The sequence below is a fragment of the Variovorax sp. LG9.2 genome, from assembly GCF_035018885.1.
Taxonomy (GTDB): Bacteria; Pseudomonadota; Gammaproteobacteria; order Burkholderiales; family Burkholderiaceae_C; genus Variovorax.
Window position 1 is genome coordinate 52,766 of record NZ_JASJXB010000023.1, and the last position, 22,325, is coordinate 75,090.

The window sequence follows — 22,325 nt, forward strand, 5'->3', positions numbered from 1 at the left end:
TCGACTCAGTGCGGATGCGCGTGATGCGCATCGGGCACATGCGGATGCACATGGCGCATCGGCGCATGCCGGTGCGGATGGCTGTGTGCACCGTACAGCATCGACGCATCGTCGTGCGCATGATCGTGATGCCCGTCGTCATGGCTGTGCGCGTGCTCGTGATCGAGCAACGCATGGTCGTGCGGATGCGCATGCGATTCGGTCAGGTGCAGCGCGACACCTGCGAGCATCAGCCCGCCGCCTGCAGCCATGCCCCAACTCAGCGACCGATCACCCAGTGTCATCGCCAGCAACGCGCCGATAAAGGGCGCGAAGGCGAACACCGAGCCGGTGCGTGCTGCGCCGAAAGCCCGCTGCGCCAGAAGATACAACCGGAGACTCAGGCCATACCCGCCAGCACCGATCACCATCAGCGCTGCCGCGGACTTCCAGCCCGGCAATGACTCGCCAGCCACCACCGCGATCAGCGCGGTGGCCCCGACACCGAGCAGCGATTTGCCCAGTACCACCTGGCCTGGATCGCGCTCGGCCAGTGCGCGCGACAAGGTGTTGTCGATGCCCCAAGCCGCCGTCGCAGCCAGCACGGCGAGCAGCCCCAGCAACTGCGTGCCGCCATTCAAGCCGCGGTCGAGCACCAGCACGATGCCACCGAGCAGCAGCAAGCCCATGGCACTCGCAACGCGGCGGTCCATCGTCTCCCGGTACAGAGCGCGTGCCAGCACCGCGGTGAACAGCGCTTCGAGCGCGAGCATCAGCGATGCGCTGGTGCCACTCGTGTGCTGCAGCCCCCAAGCCAGCGCGACGGGGCCGATGACCGCACCAAAGATCGCCATCCAGACCAGCCGCTGGAAGTCGGCGCGGCGCAGAGCGGCTTCTTGTGCAGGCGGCCGGCGCAACCAGGCACCCATCAGCGCCGCGCCGCCATACAACAGCGCCGCGGTCGTGAAAGCACCAGCGTGCTCGCCGGCACGCTGGACCAGCGGCGTGCTGATGCCGAACAGCACGGCGGCAAGCAACGCCAGCAAGCCGCCTTCGAGCGCCGGTCGCGCCCATTCCGGGTGCGCATGGTCTGGGTGAGTGTCGTGCGGATCGTGGCTCACGGGACACCTACTTCGGTTGAAAACTGATGATCGCCATGCCGGTCAGCGCGACCGCGCTGCCAACCCAGTCCCAAGGCGTCGGCCGGACGCCATCGACCGCCCACAGCCACATGACCGCGACGCCGATGTATACGCCGCCGTACGCCGCATACACGCGGCCAGCTGCGGCGCCATGCAGCGTGAGAAGCCAGACAAAAAGCGCCAACGACAGCGCGGCGGGCGCCAGCAGCCACACCGATCTATCGTGCTTCAACCAGAGCCACGGCAGGTAGCAACCGACGATTTCCGCCAAGGCCGTCGCGACGAAGAGCAGAAGAGTGCGCATCAGCGCATTAAACCCGGGGCCGAGGCTTCAGCGTCTCGCCGCCGACACCGATACCGACACCGTGGAAGTCAGAGGTGCCGATTGGCAGGCCGCAGCACCTGCCCCTCCAGCGTGACGTCTTTGCCAACGGGCGGCGGAGTACGCGTCTCGACCGTGCGCCTCGAGCCATCGTCCATCCGCACCGTCACTTCGTAGCGCGTGAGGGTGTGCGTGCGGCGCTCTATGTGATTGCCCAGAAAGCCGCCGCCGACCGCGCCCAGCACGGTGGCGGCAGTGCGCCCGTTGCCATGGCCGATCTGGTTGCCGACCACACCGCCGACGACGCCACCTGCCACCGCGCCAACGCCACTGGTCGGCTGCTCACGCTCAACCGTACGGACCGATTCGACGTGGCCGCAAACAGTGCAGAGTGAAGCGGGCGGCGCTGCTGCCGGTGCCATGGCTTGCGATGCCGGCGCCGACGGTGCGGATTGCGGTGCAGCGCCCGCGACCGTCGGAGCGGGCGAGTTCGACTGCAAAGGCCCGGACTGGGCAGGTGCTGTCACCGCCGACAGAGGCGTGGTCGGCAATGGAGGCGGAACGCCGTCGTTCGGCGCCGGCAGCGGGCTCGCAAGATTCGATACGGCCGAGGCTGCAGGCGTCGCAACGCTCGCAACGCTGCCCGGGCTCTGCTGCTTCAGCAAGACGCCGCCCATGGCGATCACGGCGACCGCCAGCACCGCGATGGCCGCCCACAGTGCGCGCGGGCCACGGCGCGTCACCGGTGTCAACGGCGATGTCGACGAACCCGACATCGTCGGGTCGAACGGCGTGGCATTTGTCTCGGAGTTCATGCCTCCAATCTAGTGCCCGGAAAAGCCGCGTCAATAGGCGGCGGCGCCGATCTCCCCGCGCATCGATCGAATCGCATCAGGCCCGAAGCCGAGTTCCGCCAGCAGCGCCGGATTGTCCTGGCCGAGCGACGGCGCACCCGTGGTACTTGGCGCGCCGTCGAATCGGTACGAAAAGCCCAGCCCCGGCGTGCGCACCTTGGCGCCTCCTTGCTGCCGGTAGCTCGTAGTGCGGAGGGCGATGCCGTTGCCGGCCTGCACTTCGTCCAGGAACTCGCCGAGCTTGCGCACCCGCGCCGCCGGCACTCCGACCGCGTTGAGCTGTACTTCCATGTCGGCGGCCGAGCGGGTGGCAAAGGCATCTTGAAAGCACTGCTGAACGTAGGGTAAGTCACGCGCGATCACGAAGCCGCCGCCCGGCGCGTTGAACGATGCGAGGTCCAACGCCCGGTCGTCGCTGCACAACGCTTCGAGCCCGATCACCGCGACGAGCTTGCGAAACTGCGCAGGCGTGTTGGCGGCAGTGGCCAGCCAGCCGTCGGCGCAACGATAGGTGTCTGCCGTCGGACTGCCGGTATAGCCGCGGTTGCCGACGCGCTTCGGCTCGGTGCGGTGCGTCAGGAAACTGCTGGCGTTAGGGTACATCAGCATCAGCGATGCCTGCACCATCGACGCATCGATGTACTGACCGCGCTGGCCTTCGGGCTCTCGCGAACGGCGGTGCACTGCCGCCACGATCGACAAGGCGCCCAGCATGCCGACCGCCACATCGACGACGGGGAAGCCCACCTTGACGGGGGGCGCATCGTCGCCGTCGCCGGACATCATCATCATGCCGGTGAGCGCTTGCACCACGTGGTCGTAGGCGCCGCGGCGCGACCATTCGCCCTCTTGTCCGTAGCCGGAGATCGAGCAGTAGACGACGTCAGGGTTGATCTCCCGAATCGCGTCGTAGCCCAGGCCGTATTTCGCGACCACGCCGGGCCGAAAGTTCTCGATGAAGACATCGACCGTGCGCGCCAGTGCACGCACCGTGTCTGCGCCTTCGGGTGTGCGGATGTCGACGGCGAGCGAAAGCTTGCCTGCGTTGAGCGCAGCAAAGCCGGCCGGCGTGTCGCCTTCGTCGGTCAGCGCTGCGCCTTTGCTGGAGCGCATGACATCGCCGCCCAGCGGCGCTTCGATCTTGATGACTTCGGCGCCGAGCTGCGCCAGATAGAGCGAGGCGAGTGGTCCCGCAATGACGTGCGACATGTCGAGCACGCGCACGCCTTCGAGTGGTTTTGCCATGATGTTCTTGTTGCGAATGGAGTCAGGTGCCGATCGCACCGGCGAGCTTCACGATGTCGGTCCACTTGCGCGTTTCACTGCGCACGAAGGCTGCAAAGGCCTGCGGGCTTTCGCTCGGCGTGGCTTCGTTGCCGACCGCTTCGTAGGTGGCCTTGAGGGCTGGCGCGCTCGCCACTCTCCGTATCGCCGCATTGAGCGTGAGCTGAACATCGAGGGGCGTCTTGGCGGGCGCCCAGATGCCGAACCACGACTCCTGGATGGCGAGGTCGTTGTGCAGCAGCTCGTAAAGCGTCGGCACGTCGGGCAGCTCTTTCAGACGATGGCGGCTGGTGACGGCCAGCGCACGCAGCTTGCCGCCCTTGACCTGCGGGATGCCCGTGCCGGCCACCGGAAACGCGAACTGCGTGTCGCCCCGAATGAGCGACGCGGCAATCTCGACCGAGCCCTTCAGCGGGATGTGCATGGCCTTGATGCCGGCCAACGACACCAGCGTGGCGCCGGCCAGATGGGCCGACGTGCCGATGCCACCGGAGCCGTAGTTCATCGAGCCCGGCCGCGATTTGGCGTCCGCGATCAGATCGTCCAGCTTCTTGTAAGGCGAGTCGGCGCTGACCACCAGCACAGTCGGCGACGAAGCGAGGTTGCTCACCGGCGCGAAGTCGGTCACCGGATCGAAGTGCAGGTCGGGCTGCATCGCCTTTTGGATGATGTGCGTGTTCGAACCCAGCAACAGCGTGTAGCCGTCCGCCGGCTGCTGCGCCACGTACTGCGCGGCCAGCACGCCTCCCGCACCCACCTTGTTCTCCACAATGATCGATTGGCCGAGTGCCACACCGAGCGACGGCCCGGCCTGGCGCAGCTGCACGTCCGGGCCACCGCCGGCGGCATAGGGCGAGATGACGCGCACCGGTTTGTTGGGGTACGCATCAGCGGCACGTGCGCCGAATGACGCGAACGCCAGCGCAGAGGCCGAGAGAACGAATGACCGTCGTTGCATGCTGTGACTCCTTGATGTTTCGATCAGCTTAGAGTTTCAAGGCGATATCGAACAGTTCTGTGTTTTCATGGAGCGACAACTTTCTGGAATGCCCATGAACGCAGACAACTCGGCAGAGACACGCCGTCTGGTGGCGCGGCTGCGCTTCAGGCATTTGCAGTTGCTGGTCGACCTGCAGCGCGGTGGCAGCCTGCGTGCCGCAGCCACCGTGCACAACCTGACACAGCCCGCACTGAGCAAAGCGCTGCAGGAGATCGAAGGCGCTTTCGGCTTCACTCTGTTCGTGCGCAGCGCGCGCGGACTCGCGGCCACGCCACGTGGCGAAGTGGCCATACGTGGCGCGGCGTTGCTGCTGCAAGAACTCGCACACGTCGGCGCCGAAGCCTCGGCAGAACCGACGCTCACGCTGCTGCGCGTCGGCGCGCCACCGTTCGTGGCGCAGGGCTATCTGCCCGACACGTTGAAGCGGCTCTTTGCAAGCAACGACGTGCGGGTGCAGCTGATCGAAGAACGCGTGCCGCTGCTCGTGCAGTCACTGCTCGAAGGTCGACTCGATGCGCTGATCACCAGCTACCCGACCGAGATGCCCGAAGCTGCGGGCCGGCAATTGCATTACGAGCGCTTGTTCGACGCCGACTTCGTGGTGATCGCTCCGATCGACCATCCGCTCGCAAGGGCGCGCAAGGTCGATTGGCAGCGGCTGGCAACGGAGCGCTGGATCATGCCGGCATCGTCTTCGATGGTGCGCCGCATGATGGAAGAAGTCTTTCGCCGCGAGGGGGTGGTCGCGCCCCTTCCGGTGATCGAGTCGACCAGCCCGGTGACCAACGTCCAACTGGTGGCCGCCGGCTTGGGTCTCAGCGCGGTGCCGGGCGCGGTACTGCGAGCAGCACAAGGCGCAGGGGCGGTGAAGCAGGTGCGGGTGCAGCCGCCGGTGCCTTCGAATCCGGTCGCGCTGATCTATCGCGCCATGCCGCGCAATCCGCGGGTGTCGCTGCTGCGGCAGGTGCTGGCGTTGCCCACGGCTTGGCCCGGTTGAAACACAACCTGCACAACGGCAAAGCGTGCGTTCGACCGGATCAGGTATCGAAGCAGACGGCGTGACCATGAAACCCTTCGGGCGCCCGAACTGCGGTCACAAATCAGGCGATTTTGAACTTTCAGTTAACAAGGGTGGGACGTCGGCCGTCAGCGTCAGCAGGATGTCGGCGTACCAGGCGCAGTTGAGCCCCAGCGATTCGTCGAGCACCAGGTCTCGCGTGCCCATGTCCATGCGCGCCGAGTGCACGCCCAGCAGTTTCCAGGGCAGCTCGGGATCGGTGCCCGGCGCCCGCATCACGATTGGCGCGCCACTGGTGCCGCGATGCGTTCGCGCATCGGTCAAGAAGAAGCCCTGCCCCTGGAACCGGATGCCGAAAGACGACGCAATCACCGCATGCCGCACCACCGGCAGGTGGTAGATCACGTCATGAAAGCCCAGCGGATAGCCGACCACCAGCAGCGCGCTGCCGACCTCGACCTCATCGAGCGTGCTCTGAAGATGGTCGGTGGTGAAGCACCGGATGGCGACGGAAGGTGGCAGCAGCGAGCGGTCGATCTCGATGGCAGCCACGTCGATCTCGCCGCCGGGGTCGCTGCCCTGGCGCCACACGCTCTTGCCGTCCTTGTAGAGCCAGAGCGTGAGCTGCGTCGACAGGGTTAGGTTGACTGCGTCGGTGTGCTGCTCGATGTCGATCCGATTGGGAAAGTGCTTGGTCGGCGTGTCGATGACGACATGCCGGCTGGTCACGAAGAAGAGTTTGTCGCCACGCTCGAAGAAGAAACCGCTGGCCCCGGTCATCAACTTGTCTCCGTCGTAGGTGGAGACACGGGCGGTGGTAAGCAGGATGGGTTCGGCCATGCTGCTTTGTACAGGAACGAACGGTGCGCGTCGTTACGCTCGGGCGCCTCGCCTGCGCGTTTGCTCGCGCTGAGCCATTCGTTCACGCTCTCGCTGGAACTCGCGATCGCTTTTGAGCTGCCGCTTCTGCCAGCGCCCGACCGCGGCGCTGACCGCCGTGGCCACCGCCAGCAACACAACCTTGCGCGCCAGTGTGGCGACCGCCAGGTTGATGCGCTGGTCGACCTCGCGGTTCGCTTTCGCGGCGCGGGCCAGGTTTCCCCCGGCCTCGCGCGCCGCAGCCGAAGCCAGGGCCGGCGCCGCAAGAAGATCCGTCCCGGCATCCGCCGTGGCAGACGCCACTTTGGTGGCTGTCAGCGCCTTGGCACCCGCCACCGACCCATGCTCGTCTGCGTACACCTTCGTGAACTCGGCCCCCAGCAAAAAGATCTGTGCCGCGTAATAGACCCAAGCCAGCAGCACCACCAGCGAACCGGCCGCCGCAAACGATTCGTTGACCCCGCTCTTGCCCAGATAGATGCCGATGGCGATCTTGCCGATCTCGAAGAGCACTGCGGTGACGATGGCGCCGATCCACACGTCGTGCCAGCGGATCGGCACGGTCGGCATGAACTTGAAGATCATCGCGAACAGGACCGTCGTGATGCCGATCGACACCAGCACATTCACGCCCTGCAGCAGCAGTTCCCAGCCCGGCAGCAGGCCAGAAGTCCAGCTGCCGAAAGCCGCGACGCCGGCGCTCACGACCAACGACACCATGAGCAAAAACGCCAGCCCCAGAATGAGCCCGAACGACAGCACCCGCGCGCGCAGGATGCCCCAGACGCCGGTCGGCTTTTCTTTCTCGGGCACGTGCCAGATGCGGTCGAGTGCACTCTGCAGCTCAGCAAAGACTGTGGTTGCGCCGACGATCAGCACGACGATGCTGATACCTCCAGCAATGAGACCGCGCGACGGCGAACTCGCGCTCTTGATGAGCCCCTGCACAGCAGTCGCTCCGTCTTGCCCGATAAGCCCCGATAACTGCGCCGCAATCTGCCCCTGCACTGCCTCACGCCCGAACAGCGCGCCCGCCACGGCGATGACGATGATCAGCAACGGCGCCAGCGAGAACATCGTGTAGTACGAAATGGCCGCGCCCATGCTTGGTGCAAAGTCGTCCACCCAGGCCGTGACAGCCTTGCGACAAAGATCGAACAGGTGCTTTGGTTTGATCATGTTTTCCCCTCCAGGAACCGCACGACTATGCGCACCCGCGCTGGAAGATTCATGCGCCAAAGCTGCGAAGCGAAGTAGGCGAAATTCGATACGCGCAGCCACCGCGGCGCGCATCGTTCCATCGGTGAGCCGCTGCGTCCTACCCCGGCACCCTTTCATCGCCGGCGGATGGCCTCATATTCGAGTCACCAAATGAAGGAATCCGCCATGTCTGCGATGCCCGCCGCTCTTGCCCATCCCATCGTCTCGGTCCAGCCGCTCGGCTTCCCGTGGCAGACGATCGACCCGTTTTTATTCTGCGTCTATCACGACGATGCCTATCCGCAAGCCAACGCCGCCATGGGCCCCGATGCGCCGCTCGAAGGCCGCGAGCTGGGCCACGACTTCAGCCGCAAGGACGGCTGGAGCATGTACCACGGCAACCCGGTGCCGGGTTTTCCGGGGCACCCGCACCGCGGCTTCGAGACGGTGACCATCGTGCGCAAGGGCCTGATCGACCACTCCGATTCGCTGGGCGCCACCGCGCGCTTCGGCGGCGGCGACGTTCAGTGGCTCACGGCCGGCAAGGGCATCGTGCATTCGGAGATGTTCCCGCTGCTCGACGCCACTGCGGCCAATCCGTTGGAGCTGTTCCAGATCTGGCTCAACCTGCCGGCGCGCAACAAGATGGTGGCGCCGCACTTCACCATGTTCTGGTCGGAAGACATTCCGCGCTTTACCGCGACCGATGCCGATGGCCGCAGCACCGAGGTGACGAGCATCGCGGGCCGCATCGGCCCGGTCGAAGGCGCGCCTGGTGAAGGCGGGCCGCTGGCGCCGCCGCCGGATTCATGGGCCTCGCAACCCGACGCCGATCTGGCGATCTGGACGCTGAAGATGCAGCCCGGCGCCCGCTGGACGCTGCCAGCCGCGCGCGGTGAGGGAACGCGCCGCATGCTGTATTTCTTCAAGGGTGCGTCGGTGTCGGTGGCCGGCCAGGCCGTGGACAACCACGCGGCGATCGAGCTGCGCGGCGATGCGTCGGTCGAGCTGGTCAACGCTGGTGATGACGTGGCCGAATTCCTCGTGATGCAGGGCCGCCCGATCGGCGAGGCGGTCGTTCAGTACGGCCCGTTCGTCATGAACACGCAGGCCGAGATTGCGCAGACGATGCAGGATAACCGCCGCACCCAGTTCGGCGGCTGGCCGTGGAAGGACGACGCGCCGGTGCACGGCCGCGACCCGGCGCGCTTTGCGAAGCACCCGGATGGGCGCCAGGAACGGCCGGCGCCTCGTGTCCAATAGCGGCATGGACGCCACGCAAGACATCGACCGCCGCCTCGAGGCCCTGGAAATCAAAGTCAGCTACACCGAAGACCTGCTCGAGCAGCTGAACATGACGATCTACCGGCAGCAGCAGCGGATCGACGGCCTGGTGCACCAGCTGACCGAATTGCGGCAGCAAACCCCCGACGACGCCGCAGGCCCTCGCACCGCGCGGGACGAATTGCCGCCCCACTATTGACGAGCACATGTGCGCGTGACGTTGATCACCACGACAGCGTCGCGCGCATGGCAGTGCAGGTGAACGACCGGACTTTCATGGTGCGCGCAGCGCGCTGACCGCTCTTATTGAAAGACGGTAGCGACCAGCCACACGTTGGCGACGCTGATGACGCCGAACAGGCCCCACGCGGTGACCTTCATCACAGGCCCATTGGCAAAACCGCCCATCAAACGGCGGTCGCTGGTGAACCGGATCAACGGCCAGATCGCAAACGGCAGCTGGAAGCTCAGCACCACCTGGCTGAGCACCAGCATCTTGCCGACGCCGCTTTCGCCGAACCACCAGACGCCGATGAAGGCCGGCACCAGCGCCAGCCCGCGCGTGATGAGGCGGCGCTGCCAGCAGGGGATCTTCAGGTCGAGAAAACCTTCCATGATGATCTGGCCGGCGATGGTGCCGGTGAAGGTCGAGCTCTGGCCGGACGCCAGCAGCGCAATGCCGAACAAGGTGGCAGCGAAGGCGCTGCCGACGACCGGTTCGATCAGCCGGTAGGCATCGCCGATGTCGCTCACGTCGCGATGGCCGTTGCTGTTGAAGGCACTGGCCGCCAGCACCATGATGGCCGCGTTGACCAACAGCGCGAGGGACAACGACACGATGGCGTCGATGGTGCAGAAGCGCACCGCCTCGCGACGACCGGCCTCGTTGCGTGCCGACAGCCGTGTCTGCACGATCGACGTGTGCAGGTAGAGGTTGTGCGGCATCACCGTGGCGCCGACGATGCCGATCGCCAGGTACAACGCGCCGGGTTGCTGCAGCCGCTCGAAGCTCGGCACGAAGCCCATCGCCACGCCGAACCAATTGGGCTGCGACATCGCCAGCTCGACCGCAAAGCAGCCGGCGATGGTCAAGACCAGCCCGAGCACGATCGCCTCGACGCGGCGGAATCCGGCGCCCTGCAAGCCCAGCACGAGCAACGTATCGAACGCAGTGATGGCGATGCCGACCGGGATCGACACGCCGAACAACAGATGCAGTGCCAGCGCACTGCCGAGCACTTCGGCCAGGTCGCAAGCGACGATGGCGAGCTCGGCGCCAAGCCACAGGAAGCGATTGACGGCCGGTGAGTAGCGCTCGCGACAGGCACGCGCCAGGTCTGTCTGCGCGACCACGCCCAGCCGCACGCACAGCGTCTGCAGCAACATGGCCGTAAGGCTTGCGAGCAGTACGACGAATAGCAGCCCGTAGCCGAACTTGGAGCCGGCCTCGATGTCGGTCGCCCAGTTGCCCGGGTCCATGTAGCCGACCGACACCAGCAGGCCCGGACCGGCGTAGCGCAGCAGTTTCTTGAGGAACAGCAGACCCGGGTCGACGGCGACGCTGCCTTTGACTTCAGAGGGGCAAAACGGCGCGGTGGCGGTACGGGGAAGCGAAAACATGGCGGGATGATAGGGGCCGCACAAAGGCCGCGTTTCTGCCCGCGTTTCCGGTCGGTCAGCGTGCAGTGACCACGCGACAGGCGTCCCTGGTTCGGGGCGACGCCGTCTCCAGGCATCGTGCCTCGGCCACCCGGGCAGCAGCTTCGGCCACATTGCGTTCTTGCGCCGAATCGACCTGTGACTGGGCCAGCCAGCGCACCAGAAAGACCTGGACGACGAGCACGCCGAGCAACGCGCCCACCAGCGTGGAGCGCCATTTCCCGGCGCGGTGCGAATTTTTCTTGATCATTTCTTGGCCCTCCCTTGCACGACTCGACTCATAGAACAGCCGCACCTGCAGCCATCCTCCCGCAATGCGCGTGACAGAACGCTTTGTGGGGAGGTCGATTGTCAGTGCCGACAAATCGGGCCGAGCGGCATTGCTTCACGAATTTTTGGATTCGCGTTTAGATTCAGCCCTGACACAACACCTTCGACAACAACCATCCAACGGAGACCTTTCCTCATGATCAACGTCATCGCCATCATCGTCACCAAGCCCGGCCTGCGCGCCCAGGTGCTCGAACTTGCCGCCGCCAACCGACCTGCCGTGCTGGCCGAGGCCGGCTGCATCGAGTACGCCGCGGCCATCGACGCAGCCGGCTTGCCGACTTCGAAGGCCACCTTCGGACCCGACACCTTCGTAGTGATCGAGAAGTGGGAGAGCCTGGCCGCATTGCAGGCGCACGCCGTCGCGCCGCACATGGTCGCCTACGGGGCAAAGACCAAGGACATGCTGGCCAGCCGGATGATTCACGTACTCGATCCGGTTTGAGAGATGCGGGCCGAGCCCGGTTCCCCCCCGCAGGCGCGGCGGCGAAATCAGTGCTTCAATCGCGCTCCAGGGCGAGGATCACAAAAAAAGCGCACCGGAGACACCCATGCAAAGCCGCAGCCCCTTGTACCTGCTCGAACGGTTCGATCCGGGCGTGGTGCACCTCGATCGTGAGCTGCGCGTGGTGGCGATGAACAGCCTCGCGCGGCGCCTCCTGCCGGTCGAGGACAAGCAGCCGTTCGAAAAAATGGTGCTGTCGTTTCATCCAGAGCGCTCGGTCGCCAAGGTCAAGTTCCTGCTCGACCAGGCCGAGTGCCCGGTGAGCAATCCGCCGCCGATGACGATGATCATCAACATCCCCGAGCGGGTGCTGCTCATCAAGGTCACCAAGCTCGGTGACCTGCGCGGCGACACGGCGGGGTACACGCTGATCTTCTACGACATCACCGAACTGGTCAGTGGCGAGGCGCCGGCAATCTCGACCGAACCGACGCTCAAGCCACAGGCCAAGCGGCAGCTGAACAAGATCCCGACCGTCTCGCAAAACCGCATCGTGCTGGTCGATGTCGAGGCGGTGACGTACATCCGCTCCGAAGGCCACTACACCTGGGTGAGCACCGCGCTGGGCTCCAGCTTCTGCAACCTGAACATCGGCGATCTGGCCGATCGGCTGGATGGCGCTTCGTTCTTTCGCATCCATCGCAGCTACCTCGCGAACCTCGATTTCGCCGAGCAGATCCTGCGTGACGATGGCAAGGTCAGCCTCAAGCTGCGCGGTGAAACGACTGCATTGCCGGTGGCGCGCACCAGCGTTGCCAAGCTGCTCGAACAGCTCGGTATCGGCGAAGCCGACGCACTCAAAGCCGACCTCCGCAACTGATTCGGGATAACCCGAAGCGGAGCTTCGGCACCCGCCGTTCATGCGCGCAGCGCCGCACTTCGTGCATACGCAGCCGTCGTTCGTGCGTGGGATTCGTCCGGCGCAGGCAGCGCGTCTTACCGTCTCCAGGCACCCACGACTGGAGACAAAAAAGATGATCCCTTCCGGATTCGACTATCACGCGCCGCGCTCCGTCGCCGACGCTATCGCGCTGCTCGGCCAGTACGGCGGCGACGCCAAGCTGCTGGCCGGCGGCCACAGCCTGCTGCCGATGATGAAGCTGCGCTTCGCACAACCGGCCCACCTGATCGACCTCAACCGGATCGAGTCGATGCGCGGCATTCGCGAAGAGGGCGACACGATCGTGATCGGTGCGATGACCGTCGAGCGCGACCTCGTCAACTCGACCTTGCTGCAGCAAAAAGTGCCGCTGCTGCCAATGGCTGCGCAGCACATCGCCGACCCGCAGGTGCGCAACCGCGGCACCATCGGCGGCGACATCGCACACGGCGATCCGGGCAACGACCACCCTGCCCTGTCGATCGCGCTCGACGCGGTGTTCGTGCTCGAAGGCCCGAACGGCACCCGACAGGTGAAGGCCGATGGCTTCTTCCAGGGCACCTACATGACCGACATGGCCGAGGACGAAGTGATGGTCGCGATCCGCGTGCCCGTCTTTGCGCCCGGCACCGGCTACGCCTACGAAAAGCTCAAACGCAAGACCGGTGACTGGGCCACCGCCGCCGCCGCGGTCGTGCTGCGCATGGACGGCGGCAACGTGAGCCACATTCGCATCGCGCTGACCAATCTGGCGCCGACCGCCTTGCGTGCGACAGATGCCGAAGCAGCGCTGCTCGGCAAGCCGCTGACCGACGCGGCCATTGCCGATGCAGGTGCCCGTGCCATGGCCATCTGCGATCCCGCGGAAGACCTTCGCGGCAACGTCGAATACAAGACCGCGATGGCCGGGCAGATGGTCCAGCGCGCGCTGCGTCTGGCGCTGGCCCGTTGCAAATAGCCGAACGAGAAGCAAGGAAACAACCCCATGGGCAAGCAAATCATCAACGTCAGCGTGAACGGCAAACGGCTTGAAAAAGCGGTCGAGCCGCGCACGCTGCTCATTCACTTCCTGCGGGAAGAGTGCCATCTGACGGGTGCGCACATCGGCTGCGAAACCAGCCACTGCGGCGCCTGCACGGTCGACCTCGATGGCGAGTCCGTGAAGAGTTGCACGCACCTGGCAGTCCAGTGCGACGGCTCCGAGGTACTGACCGTCGAGGGGCTCGCCAAAGGTCCGCTGCTGCACGCTGTGCAGGAAGGCTTCTACAAGGAGCATGGCCTGCAATGCGGCTTTTGCACGCCGGGCATGTTGATGCGTTCGTACCGCTTCCTGCAGGAAAACCCGAACCCGAGCGAAGACGAAGTGCGCGCCGGCATCGGCGGCAACCTGTGCCGCTGCACCGGCTACCAGAACATCGTGAAGGCCGTGATGTATGCGGCGGCCAAGCTTCAACAAACCGAAAAGGCGGCCGCATGAACGCACCGATCGATCCCAAATTGCTGGAGCGTTCGGCCGCCTTGCAAGGGCTGGGCGACAGCCGGCTGCGCAAGGAAGACGCGCGCTTCATTCAAGGCAAAGGCAACTATGTCGACGACATCAAGATGCCCGGCATGCTGCATATGGCCATCGTGCGCTCGCCGGTGGCGCATGCGCGCATCAAGCGCATCGACAAGAGCGAAGCGCTGAAGATCCCCGGCGTGATCGCGGTGTTGACGGCCGAAGACCTGAAACCGCTCAAGCTGCACTGGATGCCGACGCTCGCCGGCGACGTGCAAGCGGTGCTGGCAGACGAGAAGGTGCACTTCCAGATGCAGGAAGTGGCCGTCGTCGTCGCCGAAGATCGCTATGCGGCGGCCGATGGTGTCGAGGCGGTGATCGTCGAATACGACGAACTGCCGGTGGTGCTCGACCCCTTCGCGGCCCTTGAGCCCGACGCGCCGGTGCTGCGCGAAGACCTGGCCGGCAAGACCGAAGGCGCGCACGGCAAGCGCGACCATCCCAATCACATCTTCACCTGGGAGGCCGGCGACAAGGCTGCCGCCGACGCCGCGTTCGACAACGCACCGGTGACGGTCAAAGAGCGCATCTTCTATCCGCGCGTGCATCCGTGCCCGCTCGAAACCTGCGGTTGCGTCGCCTCGTTCGATCCGATCCGCGGTGAGCTCACCACCTACATCACCTCGCAGGCGCCGCACGTGGTGCGCACCGTGGTGTCGCTGCTGTCGGGCATTCCGGAATCGAAAGTCCGCATCGTGTCGCCCGACATTGGCGGCGGCTTCGGCAACAAGGTGGGCATCTATCCCGGGTATGTGTGCGCGATCGTCGCGAGCATCGTGCTGGGCAAACCGGTCAAATGGATCGAAGACCGGATCGAGAACATCTCGAGCACGGCCTTTGCGCGGGACTACCACATGGACGGCGAGATCGCCGCCACCGCCGACGGCAAGATCCTCGGGCTGCGCGTGAACGTGATTGCCGACCACGGCGCCTTCGACGCCTGCGCCGACCCGACCAAGTACCCGGCCGGCATGTTTCACATCTGCTCGGGCTCCTACGACATCCCGGCCGCTTGGTGCAGCGTAAAGGGCGTGTACACCAACAAGGCGCCCGGCGGCGTGAGCTACCGCTGCTCGTTTCGCGTGACCGAGGCGGTGTACGTGATCGAGCGCATGGTCGACATCCTGGCGCAGAAGCTGGGCATCGATAAAGCCGAGATCCGTGCGAGAAACTTCATCCGGAAAGAGCAGTTTCCGTACACCTCGGCCTTCGGCTTCGAATACGACTCGGGTGACTACCAGCCCGCGCTCGACAAGGTGCTCGCCGCTGTCGACTACAAGGGCCTGCGCGCCGAACAGGCGGCCAAGCGCGCCGACCCGAACTGCCCGACCTTGATGGGCATCGGCCTGGTCGCCTTCACCGAAGTGGTGGGTGCAGGCCCGAGCAAGATGTGCGACATCCTGGGCGTCGGCATGTTCGACAGTTGCGAGATCCGCATCCATCCGACCGGCAGCGCCATCGCACGCATGGGCACCATCTCGCAGGGGCAGGGTCACCAGACCACGTATGCGCAGATCATCGCGACCGAGTTGGGCATTCCGTCGGAAATTATCCAGATCGAAGAAGGCGACACCAGCACGGCGCCGTACGGTCTCGGCACCTACGGCTCGCGCTCGACACCGGTAGCCGGTGCGGCCATTGCACTGGCCTCCCGAAAGATCCACGCCAAGGCGCGCAAGATCGCCGCGCACCTGCTCGAAGTCGGCGAGAACGATCTCGACTGGGAGATCGATCGCTTCAAGGTCAAGGGCGACGACACGCGCTTCAAGTCGATGAAAGACATCGCCTGGGCCGCCTATCACCAGGCGCCACCGGGACTCGAACCTGGGCTGGAGGCGGTGCATTACTACGACCCACCCAACTTCACGTTTCCCTTCGGCGTCTACCTGTGCGTGGTCGACATCGACCGCGGCACCGGCGAGACGAAAGTGCGTCGCTTCTACGCGCTGGACGACTGCGGCACGCGCATCAACCCGATGATCATCGAGGGCCAGATCCACGGCGGCCTGACCGAAGGCTATGCCGTCGCGATGGGCCAGCAGATGCCGTTCGATGCGCAGGGCAACCTGCTGGGCAACACGTTGATGGATTACTTTTTGCCGACCGCCGTCGAGACGCCGAAGTGGGAAACCGACTTCACCGTGACGCCGTCGCCACACCATCCGCTGGGCGCCAAGGGCGTCGCCGAATCGCCGCACGTGGGATCGATCCCGACCTTCACTTCTGCGGTGGTCGATGCCTTCGCGCATCTCGGCGTGAAGCACATGGTCATGCCGCACAGCGCCTACCGCGTCTGGCAACAACTCAAGGAAAGCGGTGTCGCGCTCTGACGGGCGCGTGCCGAATCGAACACCAAGATGGAAGTCAAACTCGACAAACGCTATCCGCTCGACGTCGATAGCGCGCGCGCCTGGAAGATCCTCAGCGACGTGCCGGCCACCGCGGGCTGCATGCCCGGTGCGGCCATCACCGACAAGCTCGACGATACGCACTACAAGGGCAACGTGAAGGTGAAGGTGGGTCCGGCCAGCGCCGCCTTTGCCGGCGACATCGAAGTGCTGGCACTCGACGCAGCTGCCATGACCTTGCAATTGCTCGGCAAGGGCGCCGACCGCGGCGGCTCGTCGGCATCGATGAACCTCACGGCCACCATCGAGCCCGGCGACACGCCCGCGACATCGGTGCTGGTGGGCCATGCCGAAGTGATCGTCAACGGGAAGTTCGCGCAGTTCGGCGGGCGCTTGATGGTGCAGGTGTCGGACATGCTGCTCGGGCAGTTCGTCGACAACTTTCGGATAGCGGCGGCGGCGCTGCCCATGCAGGGTGTTGCGACAGCGACAGCGGCAGAAGCAGCAACAGAGCCAGCGCAGACGGCAGCGACGACTGCTGCGATTTCGCCCACTCCGACCGCCACACCCTTCGTCCCTCCAGCGCCCGCCAAGGTTAACGAGATCAACGCGTTGGCGATCTTCTGGCATCTGGTCAAGGGCTGGTTCTCAGGCCTGTTCGGCGGCAAGCGCGCCTGAGCCTATGACGAGCGAAGCCGAACTGCGAGAGTCGCTCTACTGCGCCGGCTACATCGCCGACGAAGGCTTGGTGACGACGCTGTGGCTGGCCGGCGAGTTGCAGCGACCGCTGCTGATCGAGGGCGATGCCGGTGTCGGAAAAACCGCGCTGGCCAGCGCGTTGGCAAAGGCGCGCGGACACGGATTGGTGCGGCTGCAATGCCATGAAGGCCTCGACCTCTCGCAGGCTGCGTACGAATGGAATTACGGCCGCCAGCTGATGGCAATCCGGTTGAGCGAGTCACATCCGGCGGGGGCGCAAGACTTGAAGGAAGCCGATCTTTTCGCGCGCGACTACCTGCTGGAGCGCCCCTTGCTCCAGGCCATTTCCAGCGAGCAGCCGTGCGTGCTGCTGATCGACGAGATCGATCGCGCCGATGAAGCCTTCGAGGCCTTCTTGCTCGAGGTACTGGCCGATTACCAGATCACCGTGCCCGAGCTCGGCACGCTGCATGCCAAACACATTCCGCAGGTGGTGTTGACCAGCAACGGCACGCGCGAGTTGTCCGATGCGTTGCGGCGCCGCTGCCTGTATCACTACCTCGACTATCCGACGCTGGCGCGCGAAATCGCCATCGTGCGCGCGACCTTGCCGCAGGCCGAAGGCGCGCTGATCGAACAGGCGGTGGCCTTCGTGCAGCGCCTGCGCCGCGAAGACCTGGGCAAGACGCCGGGCGTCGCCGAAACGCTCGACTGGGTCCGGGCGCTGCACCGGCTGTCGTTCAAGGCGCTGCCCGACGACCCGCATGCGCTCACCGCCACGCTGGCGTGTCTCATCAAGACACGCGAAGACCGCTTCCAGATGGGCGAGGACCGTGTGCGGCAACTCATCGAAGGGCGCCGCACGGTGGGCGTGGCCGAGAAGGCGCCGCAGCCGACGGCCGATGTCGCTTCTTCTTCGACGTCGACGTCCGCTTGACCTTCGCATGACCACGCTCGCGCGCCCCCTCGAAAGCATCGCCGGCTTTGCGGCGCTGCTGCGCGACCACGGCATGAAAGTCGGCATTGGCGAGCAGCAGGCTTTCGTACAGGCGGCGTTGCGACTGCCGGTCGAGCGCGCAGCCAGGCTCGATCCGGCATGGCGTGCCATCGCCTGTCACGACGCGCGCGACTGGAAGCGCTGGCCCGAGCTGTTCGAAAGCTACTGGTATCCACAACGTGTCAAAGGGCGCGCCAAGGTCGGCGGGCCAACCCGGCCGAGCCGCAATCTGCAGCAAGTGGTGCAGAGCCTGCACGACAGCATGGACGGCGGCGTGCCTTCGTCGCGCCCCCGCAGCGCAGACACCGCACTCGATGTGCCACTGGCCATCGACGATGACGGGGCGTTGCAACGTGCTCAGGGCGGCGCGACGCGCACAGATGCCTTGCACGACCGCAGTCTGTCGCAGTGGCTGCCGCAAGACCTTGCGCTGCTGCAGCGCCTGGCCGAGCAGATCGCGCGCCGGTTGCGCAAGCGCCTGACGCGCCGCTGGCACGACGATACGCACGGCCGCCGGCTCGACATGCGCCGCACCTTGCGTGCGAGCTTGCGCACCGGCGGCTTGCCGGTGCACCCGGTCTGGCGTGCGCCGCGCCGCGAATGGCCGCGCCTCTTCATCCTGGTCGACGTCAGCCGTTCGATGGAAACGCACGCGCAACTCTTTCTGCGCATCGCACGTGCCTTCGTCTCGACCCTGAACGCCCGCGTATTCGTGTTCCACACACGCCTTGCGGAGGTCACGCCGCTGTTGCGCAGCGACTCGGCCGCAGTACAGGAAAAGGTCAACGCCGTCACCGCGGGTTTCGGCGGCGGCACGCGTATCGCGACCAGCTTCTCCGACTTCCACGCGGTACATGCACGCGCGCAACTCACGCGCAACGCGCGGGTGTGGGTGCTGTCGGATGGCTTCGATGCCGATGCGCCCGAGCGGCTGGCCCAGGAGTTGGCGCGTGTGCGCGCACGTGGCGCGCGGGTGCACTGGTTTCATCCGTCGGAAGCGCAGCCGGCTTCGGCGGCAATGGAAATGGTGGCCGCGCAGCACGGGCTGGTCGAAGGCTTCTCCCGGCTCAACAGCCTGCGCGACCTGGCAGACCTTTCAAATCATCTGCGCTGACGGCATAGGCCATCGGCATCGACGCACCCAAAGAGACAACCGAGGAATTCGACATGAGCAATGCAGACACCGTCTTCGAAGCAGCGCGCCGGATGCGGCAGACCGGCACACCCTGCGCGCTGGTCAGCGTGGTCAAGGCCCTGGCGCCGGCATCGGCGCACGTCGGCGACAAGGCCATCGTCACCGCCGATGGCGAGATGCACGGATGGGTCGGCGGCGGCTGTGCGCAGCCGGCCGTCATCCGCACCGTGCGGCAAGCCTTGCAGGACGGCCGCGCCCGCATGATCCGCATCGCGCCGGCCGAAGAAGGCCACGAACGCGACCTCGGCGACGTGCTCGAGTTCGGCATGGCGTGCCACTCGGGCGGCACGCTGGAGCTGTTCATCGACCCGCTGTTGCCGCGCGCCGAAATGGTCGTCATCGGCAGCTCGCCGGTCGCTGCCAGCCTGGTGCAGCTTGCGCCGCGTGTCGGCTTCGCGGTGACGCTGGTGGCGCAAGGCGCGAAGGTGGCCGACTATCCGGATGCATACCGCGTGATCGATCGTGACGACGCCGCCACGGTGGCACCGCAAGTCGGTGCGGATGCGTGGGTCGTGATCGCGACGCAGGGGCGGCGCGATTTGCAGGCGCTGGGCCTGGCGCTTTCGCTGAATGCACGGCAGGTGTCGTTTGTCGCGAGTGCGCGCAAGGCACAGGTGCTGAAAGACTCGCTGATCACCGCGGGAGCCGATGCCGAGGCGGTGGCCGCCATCGTCGCGCCGGCCGGTTATCCGATATCGGCTTCGACGGCTGAAGAGATCGCACTGTCGGTACTGGCCGCAGTGGTGTCGAACCGGCGGGGCGCCGCACGAGCAGCGGTGGAAGTGCTTTCCGCTGCGGTTCCGACGGTTGCGGCCGTTGCACCGAGCGCAGTGCCGGCCAAGGCCTCCTGCTGCGGAGGAGGCTGACATGGGCTGCATCCTCAAAGGCGGTGGCGGTCTCTACTCGCGCGTGGTGGTCGGCGCGGTGCTGCTGGCGGCCGGCTCGGGCAGCCGGCTCGGCGGGCGACCCAAGTCGTTGCTAGAACTGGGCGGCGTGCCGCTGATCCGGCGGCAACTGATCGCGCTGTCGGGCGCCGGCGTCGACGAGGTGGTCGTCGTGCTCGGCCACCATGCCGACGCGATCGAAGCAGCGGTGCGCGACTTCCCGGTGACGCTGGCGTACAACCCGTCTCCCGATGACGGCCAGGCATCGTCGGTGCGCATCGGCCTGCAGGCATTGGCCGGCAAGCTCGACGCGGTGATCGTCGCGCTGGCGGACCAGCCGATGATCAATGCACAGGACATCACCGCGCTGATCGGCGCCTTCAAGAAACGCGGCGACGCGTCGATGTTGGTACCGCGCGTGGCGGGCGAGCCCGGCAACCCGGTGATCTTCGAGGCCGAGCTGCGAGAACAATGGCTGGCCGGAGACGTCGATGCCGCATGCCGTCGCTGGCGCGACGCCAACCCCGAGCGCGTGCTCTGGTTCGACACCGACAACCAGCGCTACCGCGTCGACATCGACACGCCGGAAGACATCGCGCGCTTCGTCGAGCGCACCGGGCACGGTCTGCGCTGGCCGGCAGCGCTGGCGACGACCGACTGACACCTCGCTGGACTAGCGCCGGCACACGCCATGCAACGCACGAGGATGGCTCCCGCCTCCACCTTCGCGCGCGTCGATGGGGCGACAGCACGTCTGCACACGGCCCGAGCACTCGCCTGGACCATTTTGCTGACGGGCTGGATCGGCCTCGGAACCGTGGCGCAGACGCTGACGTCTGGGCCTCTGCAGGCCTTCGCAGTGCTCGCGGTATGGCTGCTGTCGATCGGCTTGTTCACTGAAGCGCTGCGCCGATTTCCGCCGCAACGATGGCTGGCCGTTGTGCTGCTGCTCGCCGCCGCGCTGTCCGCAGCGTCAGCGCTCCACGTCGCATTCCGGGGGGGAGGCACGGGCGTCGTCATCGCTGCGGCGATGAGCTGGGCGCTGCTCTTTGCATTGGCGTCGGCCACGGTCCGAGCCTGCCGCGGGCCGGACAGGCCGCAGCAGGCGTCGCCCGTCGTAGCAGGCGCCATGGGCGCGGCGCTGGCACTCTGGTGCATCGGTGATCCGACGGCTGTGAACGCCATGGGCGCCCGTCTGGCGAACGGCGCGCTGATCGCTGCGCTGCTCCTCGCCGCGCTCATGCCACGTAGCGCCGTCGCATCGAGCAGAGGCCGCAGCGCACTGCTCGATGGCTCCATACCGGCCTGGGCGCGCGCCGCCTCGGACCCATCACCGCGGTGGCCGAAGAAGGCGACGTCGCTCGTGATGTTGCCGATGATGTGCAGCTTGCCGCTGATGGTCGGCTGGTGTCGCGGCAACGGTGTCTCGCCTGAACTCGTGCTGGGTCTGCACCTTGCTGCCATGTTCGGTCCCGCCGTGCTTTTAAAGTTGGGTCACGTGACGGTTGCCGCCAGAGCACCCGCCTTCTGTGCCGTGCTGCTGGTGCTCGGCGGGACCGCGTGGGCACTTTCGCCGGGCGCGTCGGCGTGGTGGTGGCTGGCGCTGGCGCATGGCGGCGCATGGAGCGTGGCGTGGGTTGCCAGCCTCGAGGCAAGCGACGAGCGTCCCATGCGCCGCCCGGCATCGGGGTCACGCATGCTCGCAGCCGCGATGGTCGACGCTTCGGTCGTGCTGGGACTCGGCAGCGCCGTGTCGGTCGCGGGCTTCGATGCGCTGGCTGCAGCGCAAGTCGCACTGGCCGCTATTGCCGCCACTGGTTTGGCAGCGCTCGGCAGTGGGTTAATGCCGAGTACTTTTGTAGCCAAGATCCGACGCAGCGTGGACTGCTTCCGAAGACAATCGGCCGGCGCACGGTGCGCTAGGCGAGGAATTTCCGGATGGCTGTGGTTTGCGAAACGTGCGGAACGTCGAATCGGGACGCGGCCCAGTACTGTCACGGCTGCAGTGGCAAGCTGCCGGCGTTCTACGCGGTGCCCGGCCGCGCGACAGCGCCTGCGAGCTTGAGCGGTCGGCTGGTGCAGACCGGTGCCAACGGCTCGAATCGCGGGCGCGTATCACAACGACCGCCCGCCGAATCGGCGCTTTCGACCCATCGCAAATCGAAGATCCGTGTGACGCCGATCGGCCTTTCGTTGACGAGTGGACTCGTGCTGGCGCTGGTGCTCGCCATAGGGCTTATGTGGTACCTCGGGCAGTCGGCAGCGGCGCGCATTCGCGCCGGCGCATCGGTTGGTACGGCCCAGGCGG

The 22,325-nt window shown here is 66.0% G+C and carries 24 protein-coding genes; 15 read left to right on the forward strand and 9 right to left on the reverse strand.

The genetic code is table 11. The annotated features are described in order from the left end of the window. Positions 1 to 5: 5 nt before the first annotated feature. From QN413_RS20025 to QN413_RS20045, 5 genes are all read right to left on the reverse strand, one after another. On the reverse strand, positions 6 to 1,100 hold the full coding sequence (locus QN413_RS20025; protein WP_323498332.1) for a DMT family transporter: 1,095 nt from the start codon (positions 1,098 to 1,100) through the stop codon (positions 6 to 8). A gap of 7 nt (positions 1,101 to 1,107) precedes the next feature. Continuing rightward, positions 1,108 to 1,425: a YnfA family protein gene (locus tag QN413_RS20030; RefSeq protein WP_323498333.1), complete on the reverse strand. Its 318-nt coding sequence runs from the start codon at positions 1,423 to 1,425 to the stop codon at positions 1,108 to 1,110. Positions 1,426 to 1,493: 68 nt separating this feature from the next. Then, positions 1,494 to 2,258 (reverse strand): glycine zipper 2TM domain-containing protein, encoded by a 765-nt coding sequence (locus tag QN413_RS20035; RefSeq protein ID WP_323498335.1) that lies wholly within the window; start codon positions 2,256 to 2,258, stop codon positions 1,494 to 1,496. A 30-nt stretch (positions 2,259 to 2,288) separates the two neighbouring features. Continuing rightward, positions 2,289 to 3,542 (reverse strand): CoA transferase, encoded by a 1,254-nt coding sequence (locus tag QN413_RS20040; RefSeq protein WP_323498336.1) that lies wholly within the window; start codon positions 3,540 to 3,542, stop codon positions 2,289 to 2,291. A gap of 22 nt (positions 3,543 to 3,564) precedes the next feature. Continuing rightward, positions 3,565 to 4,539, reverse strand: coding sequence for a tripartite tricarboxylate transporter substrate binding protein (locus QN413_RS20045; RefSeq protein ID WP_323498337.1), 975 nt, complete (start codon positions 4,537 to 4,539; stop codon positions 3,565 to 3,567). 94 nt (positions 4,540 to 4,633) lie between these two features. Here QN413_RS20045 and QN413_RS20050 point away from each other — a divergent pair, with 94 nt between their 5' ends. Then, entirely contained in the window at positions 4,634 to 5,578 is a 945-nt protein-coding gene (locus QN413_RS20050; RefSeq protein WP_323498338.1) for a LysR family transcriptional regulator, read from the forward strand. Positions 5,579 to 5,674: 96 nt separating this feature from the next. Here the strand turns inward: QN413_RS20050 and QN413_RS20055 are convergent, their stop codons facing one another. Together QN413_RS20055 and QN413_RS20060 are read right to left on the reverse strand one after the other, a co-directional pair. Further along, positions 5,675 to 6,439, reverse strand: coding sequence for a trypsin-like peptidase domain-containing protein (locus tag QN413_RS20055; protein ID WP_323498339.1), 765 nt, complete (start codon positions 6,437 to 6,439; stop codon positions 5,675 to 5,677). A gap of 33 nt (positions 6,440 to 6,472) precedes the next feature. Then, complete coding sequence (locus tag QN413_RS20060; RefSeq protein WP_323498340.1) at positions 6,473 to 7,657, reverse strand: YihY/virulence factor BrkB family protein; 1,185 nt, start codon at positions 7,655 to 7,657, stop codon at positions 6,473 to 6,475. 207 nt (positions 7,658 to 7,864) lie between these two features. Between QN413_RS20060 and QN413_RS20065 the strand changes: the two genes are divergently transcribed. Together QN413_RS20065 and QN413_RS20070 are read left to right on the forward strand one after the other, a co-directional pair. Next, complete coding sequence (locus tag QN413_RS20065) at positions 7,865 to 8,941, forward strand: pirin family protein (protein WP_323498341.1); 1,077 nt, start codon at positions 7,865 to 7,867, stop codon at positions 8,939 to 8,941. A 4-nt stretch (positions 8,942 to 8,945) separates the two neighbouring features. Beyond that, a complete protein-coding gene (locus QN413_RS20070) occupies positions 8,946 to 9,161 on the forward strand; it encodes a SlyX family protein (RefSeq protein ID WP_323498342.1) in 216 nt (71 codons plus the stop codon). 104 nt (positions 9,162 to 9,265) lie between these two features. On the opposite strand, the gene QN413_RS20075 is transcribed toward QN413_RS20070, so the two are convergent. Together QN413_RS20075 and QN413_RS20080 are read right to left on the reverse strand one after the other, a co-directional pair. Then, the gene (locus QN413_RS20075; RefSeq protein WP_323498343.1) at positions 9,266 to 10,582 is read right to left on the reverse strand and encodes an Nramp family divalent metal transporter; all 1,317 of its coding nucleotides are present in this window, start codon (positions 10,580 to 10,582) and stop codon (positions 9,266 to 9,268) included. A gap of 55 nt (positions 10,583 to 10,637) precedes the next feature. Continuing rightward, positions 10,638 to 10,871, reverse strand: a complete 234-nt coding sequence (locus QN413_RS20080; RefSeq protein ID WP_323498344.1) for a hypothetical protein — start codon at positions 10,869 to 10,871, stop codon at positions 10,638 to 10,640. Between the two features lie 216 nt (positions 10,872 to 11,087). Here QN413_RS20080 and QN413_RS20085 point away from each other — a divergent pair, with 216 nt between their 5' ends. The 12 genes from QN413_RS20085 to QN413_RS20140 form a co-directional block, all read left to right on the forward strand. Next, complete coding sequence (locus tag QN413_RS20085; RefSeq protein WP_187053688.1) at positions 11,088 to 11,396, forward strand: putative quinol monooxygenase; 309 nt, start codon at positions 11,088 to 11,090, stop codon at positions 11,394 to 11,396. A 106-nt stretch (positions 11,397 to 11,502) separates the two neighbouring features. After that, complete coding sequence (locus tag QN413_RS20090; RefSeq protein ID WP_323498345.1) at positions 11,503 to 12,276, forward strand: PAS domain-containing transcriptional regulator; 774 nt, start codon at positions 11,503 to 11,505, stop codon at positions 12,274 to 12,276. Positions 12,277 to 12,430: 154 nt separating this feature from the next. Next, positions 12,431 to 13,294, forward strand: coding sequence for a xanthine dehydrogenase family protein subunit M (locus QN413_RS20095; protein WP_323498346.1), 864 nt, complete (start codon positions 12,431 to 12,433; stop codon positions 13,292 to 13,294). A 27-nt stretch (positions 13,295 to 13,321) separates the two neighbouring features. Further along, the gene (locus QN413_RS20100; protein WP_323498347.1) at positions 13,322 to 13,813 is read left to right on the forward strand and encodes a (2Fe-2S)-binding protein; all 492 of its coding nucleotides are present in this window, start codon (positions 13,322 to 13,324) and stop codon (positions 13,811 to 13,813) included. Continuing rightward, entirely contained in the window at positions 13,810 to 16,224 is a 2,415-nt protein-coding gene (locus tag QN413_RS20105) for an aerobic carbon-monoxide dehydrogenase large subunit (RefSeq protein WP_323498349.1), read from the forward strand. Before QN413_RS20100 ends, QN413_RS20105 begins: the two co-directional genes overlap by 4 nt. Before the next feature lie 27 nt (positions 16,225 to 16,251). Next, the gene (locus QN413_RS20110; protein ID WP_323498350.1) at positions 16,252 to 16,920 is read left to right on the forward strand and encodes an SRPBCC family protein; all 669 of its coding nucleotides are present in this window, start codon (positions 16,252 to 16,254) and stop codon (positions 16,918 to 16,920) included. A gap of 4 nt (positions 16,921 to 16,924) precedes the next feature. Next, the gene (locus tag QN413_RS20115; RefSeq protein WP_323498351.1) at positions 16,925 to 17,878 is read left to right on the forward strand and encodes a MoxR family ATPase; all 954 of its coding nucleotides are present in this window, start codon (positions 16,925 to 16,927) and stop codon (positions 17,876 to 17,878) included. Between the two features lie 7 nt (positions 17,879 to 17,885). After that, entirely contained in the window at positions 17,886 to 19,052 is a 1,167-nt protein-coding gene (locus QN413_RS20120) for a vWA domain-containing protein (protein ID WP_323498353.1), read from the forward strand. A gap of 53 nt (positions 19,053 to 19,105) precedes the next feature. Then, positions 19,106 to 19,999, forward strand: coding sequence for an XdhC family protein (locus QN413_RS20125; RefSeq protein WP_323498354.1), 894 nt, complete (start codon positions 19,106 to 19,108; stop codon positions 19,997 to 19,999). A 1-nt stretch (position 20,000) separates the two neighbouring features. After that, positions 20,001 to 20,678: a nucleotidyltransferase family protein gene (locus QN413_RS20130; RefSeq protein WP_323498355.1), complete on the forward strand. Its 678-nt coding sequence runs from the start codon at positions 20,001 to 20,003 to the stop codon at positions 20,676 to 20,678. A 45-nt stretch (positions 20,679 to 20,723) separates the two neighbouring features. After that, on the forward strand, positions 20,724 to 22,082 hold the full coding sequence (locus QN413_RS20135) for a hypothetical protein (RefSeq protein ID WP_323498356.1): 1,359 nt from the start codon (positions 20,724 to 20,726) through the stop codon (positions 22,080 to 22,082). After that, a partial coding sequence (locus QN413_RS20140; RefSeq protein WP_323498357.1) for a hypothetical protein occupies positions 22,079 to 22,325 on the forward strand: 247 nt, incomplete at its 3' end. The genes QN413_RS20135 and QN413_RS20140, both read left to right, overlap by 4 nt.

Coding starts and splice junctions, on each gene's coding strand:
- QN413_RS20030 (WP_323498333.1), bottom strand. CDS start 1,425: ATGCGCACTCTTCTGCTCTTCGTCGCGACGGCCTTGGCGGAAATCGTC.
- QN413_RS20035 (WP_323498335.1), bottom strand. CDS start 2,258: ATGAACTCCGAGACAAATGCCACGCCGTTCGACCCGACGATGTCGGGT.
- QN413_RS20040 (WP_323498336.1), bottom strand. CDS start 3,542: ATGGCAAAACCACTCGAAGGCGTGCGCGTGCTCGACATGTCGCACGTC.
- QN413_RS20045 (WP_323498337.1), bottom strand. CDS start 4,539: ATGCAACGACGGTCATTCGTTCTCTCGGCCTCTGCGCTGGCGTTCGCG.
- QN413_RS20050 (WP_323498338.1), top strand. CDS start 4,634: ATGAACGCAGACAACTCGGCAGAGACACGCCGTCTGGTGGCGCGGCTG.
- QN413_RS20055 (WP_323498339.1), bottom strand. CDS start 6,439: ATGGCCGAACCCATCCTGCTTACCACCGCCCGTGTCTCCACCTACGAC.
- QN413_RS20060 (WP_323498340.1), bottom strand. CDS start 7,657: ATGATCAAACCAAAGCACCTGTTCGATCTTTGTCGCAAGGCTGTCACG.
- QN413_RS20065 (WP_323498341.1), top strand. CDS start 7,865: ATGTCTGCGATGCCCGCCGCTCTTGCCCATCCCATCGTCTCGGTCCAG.
- QN413_RS20070 (WP_323498342.1), top strand. CDS start 8,946: ATGGACGCCACGCAAGACATCGACCGCCGCCTCGAGGCCCTGGAAATC.
- QN413_RS20075 (WP_323498343.1), bottom strand. CDS start 10,582: ATGTTTTCGCTTCCCCGTACCGCCACCGCGCCGTTTTGCCCCTCTGAA.
- QN413_RS20080 (WP_323498344.1), bottom strand. CDS start 10,871: ATGATCAAGAAAAATTCGCACCGCGCCGGGAAATGGCGCTCCACGCTG.
- QN413_RS20085 (WP_187053688.1), top strand. CDS start 11,088: ATGATCAACGTCATCGCCATCATCGTCACCAAGCCCGGCCTGCGCGCC.
- QN413_RS20090 (WP_323498345.1), top strand. CDS start 11,503: ATGCAAAGCCGCAGCCCCTTGTACCTGCTCGAACGGTTCGATCCGGGC.
- QN413_RS20095 (WP_323498346.1), top strand. CDS start 12,431: ATGATCCCTTCCGGATTCGACTATCACGCGCCGCGCTCCGTCGCCGAC.
- QN413_RS20100 (WP_323498347.1), top strand. CDS start 13,322: ATGGGCAAGCAAATCATCAACGTCAGCGTGAACGGCAAACGGCTTGAA.
- QN413_RS20105 (WP_323498349.1), top strand. CDS start 13,810: ATGAACGCACCGATCGATCCCAAATTGCTGGAGCGTTCGGCCGCCTTG.
- QN413_RS20110 (WP_323498350.1), top strand. CDS start 16,252: ATGGAAGTCAAACTCGACAAACGCTATCCGCTCGACGTCGATAGCGCG.
- QN413_RS20115 (WP_323498351.1), top strand. CDS start 16,925: ATGACGAGCGAAGCCGAACTGCGAGAGTCGCTCTACTGCGCCGGCTAC.
- QN413_RS20120 (WP_323498353.1), top strand. CDS start 17,886: ATGACCACGCTCGCGCGCCCCCTCGAAAGCATCGCCGGCTTTGCGGCG.
- QN413_RS20125 (WP_323498354.1), top strand. CDS start 19,106: ATGAGCAATGCAGACACCGTCTTCGAAGCAGCGCGCCGGATGCGGCAG.
- QN413_RS20130 (WP_323498355.1), top strand. CDS start 20,001: ATGGGCTGCATCCTCAAAGGCGGTGGCGGTCTCTACTCGCGCGTGGTG.
- QN413_RS20135 (WP_323498356.1), top strand. CDS start 20,724: ATGGCTCCCGCCTCCACCTTCGCGCGCGTCGATGGGGCGACAGCACGT.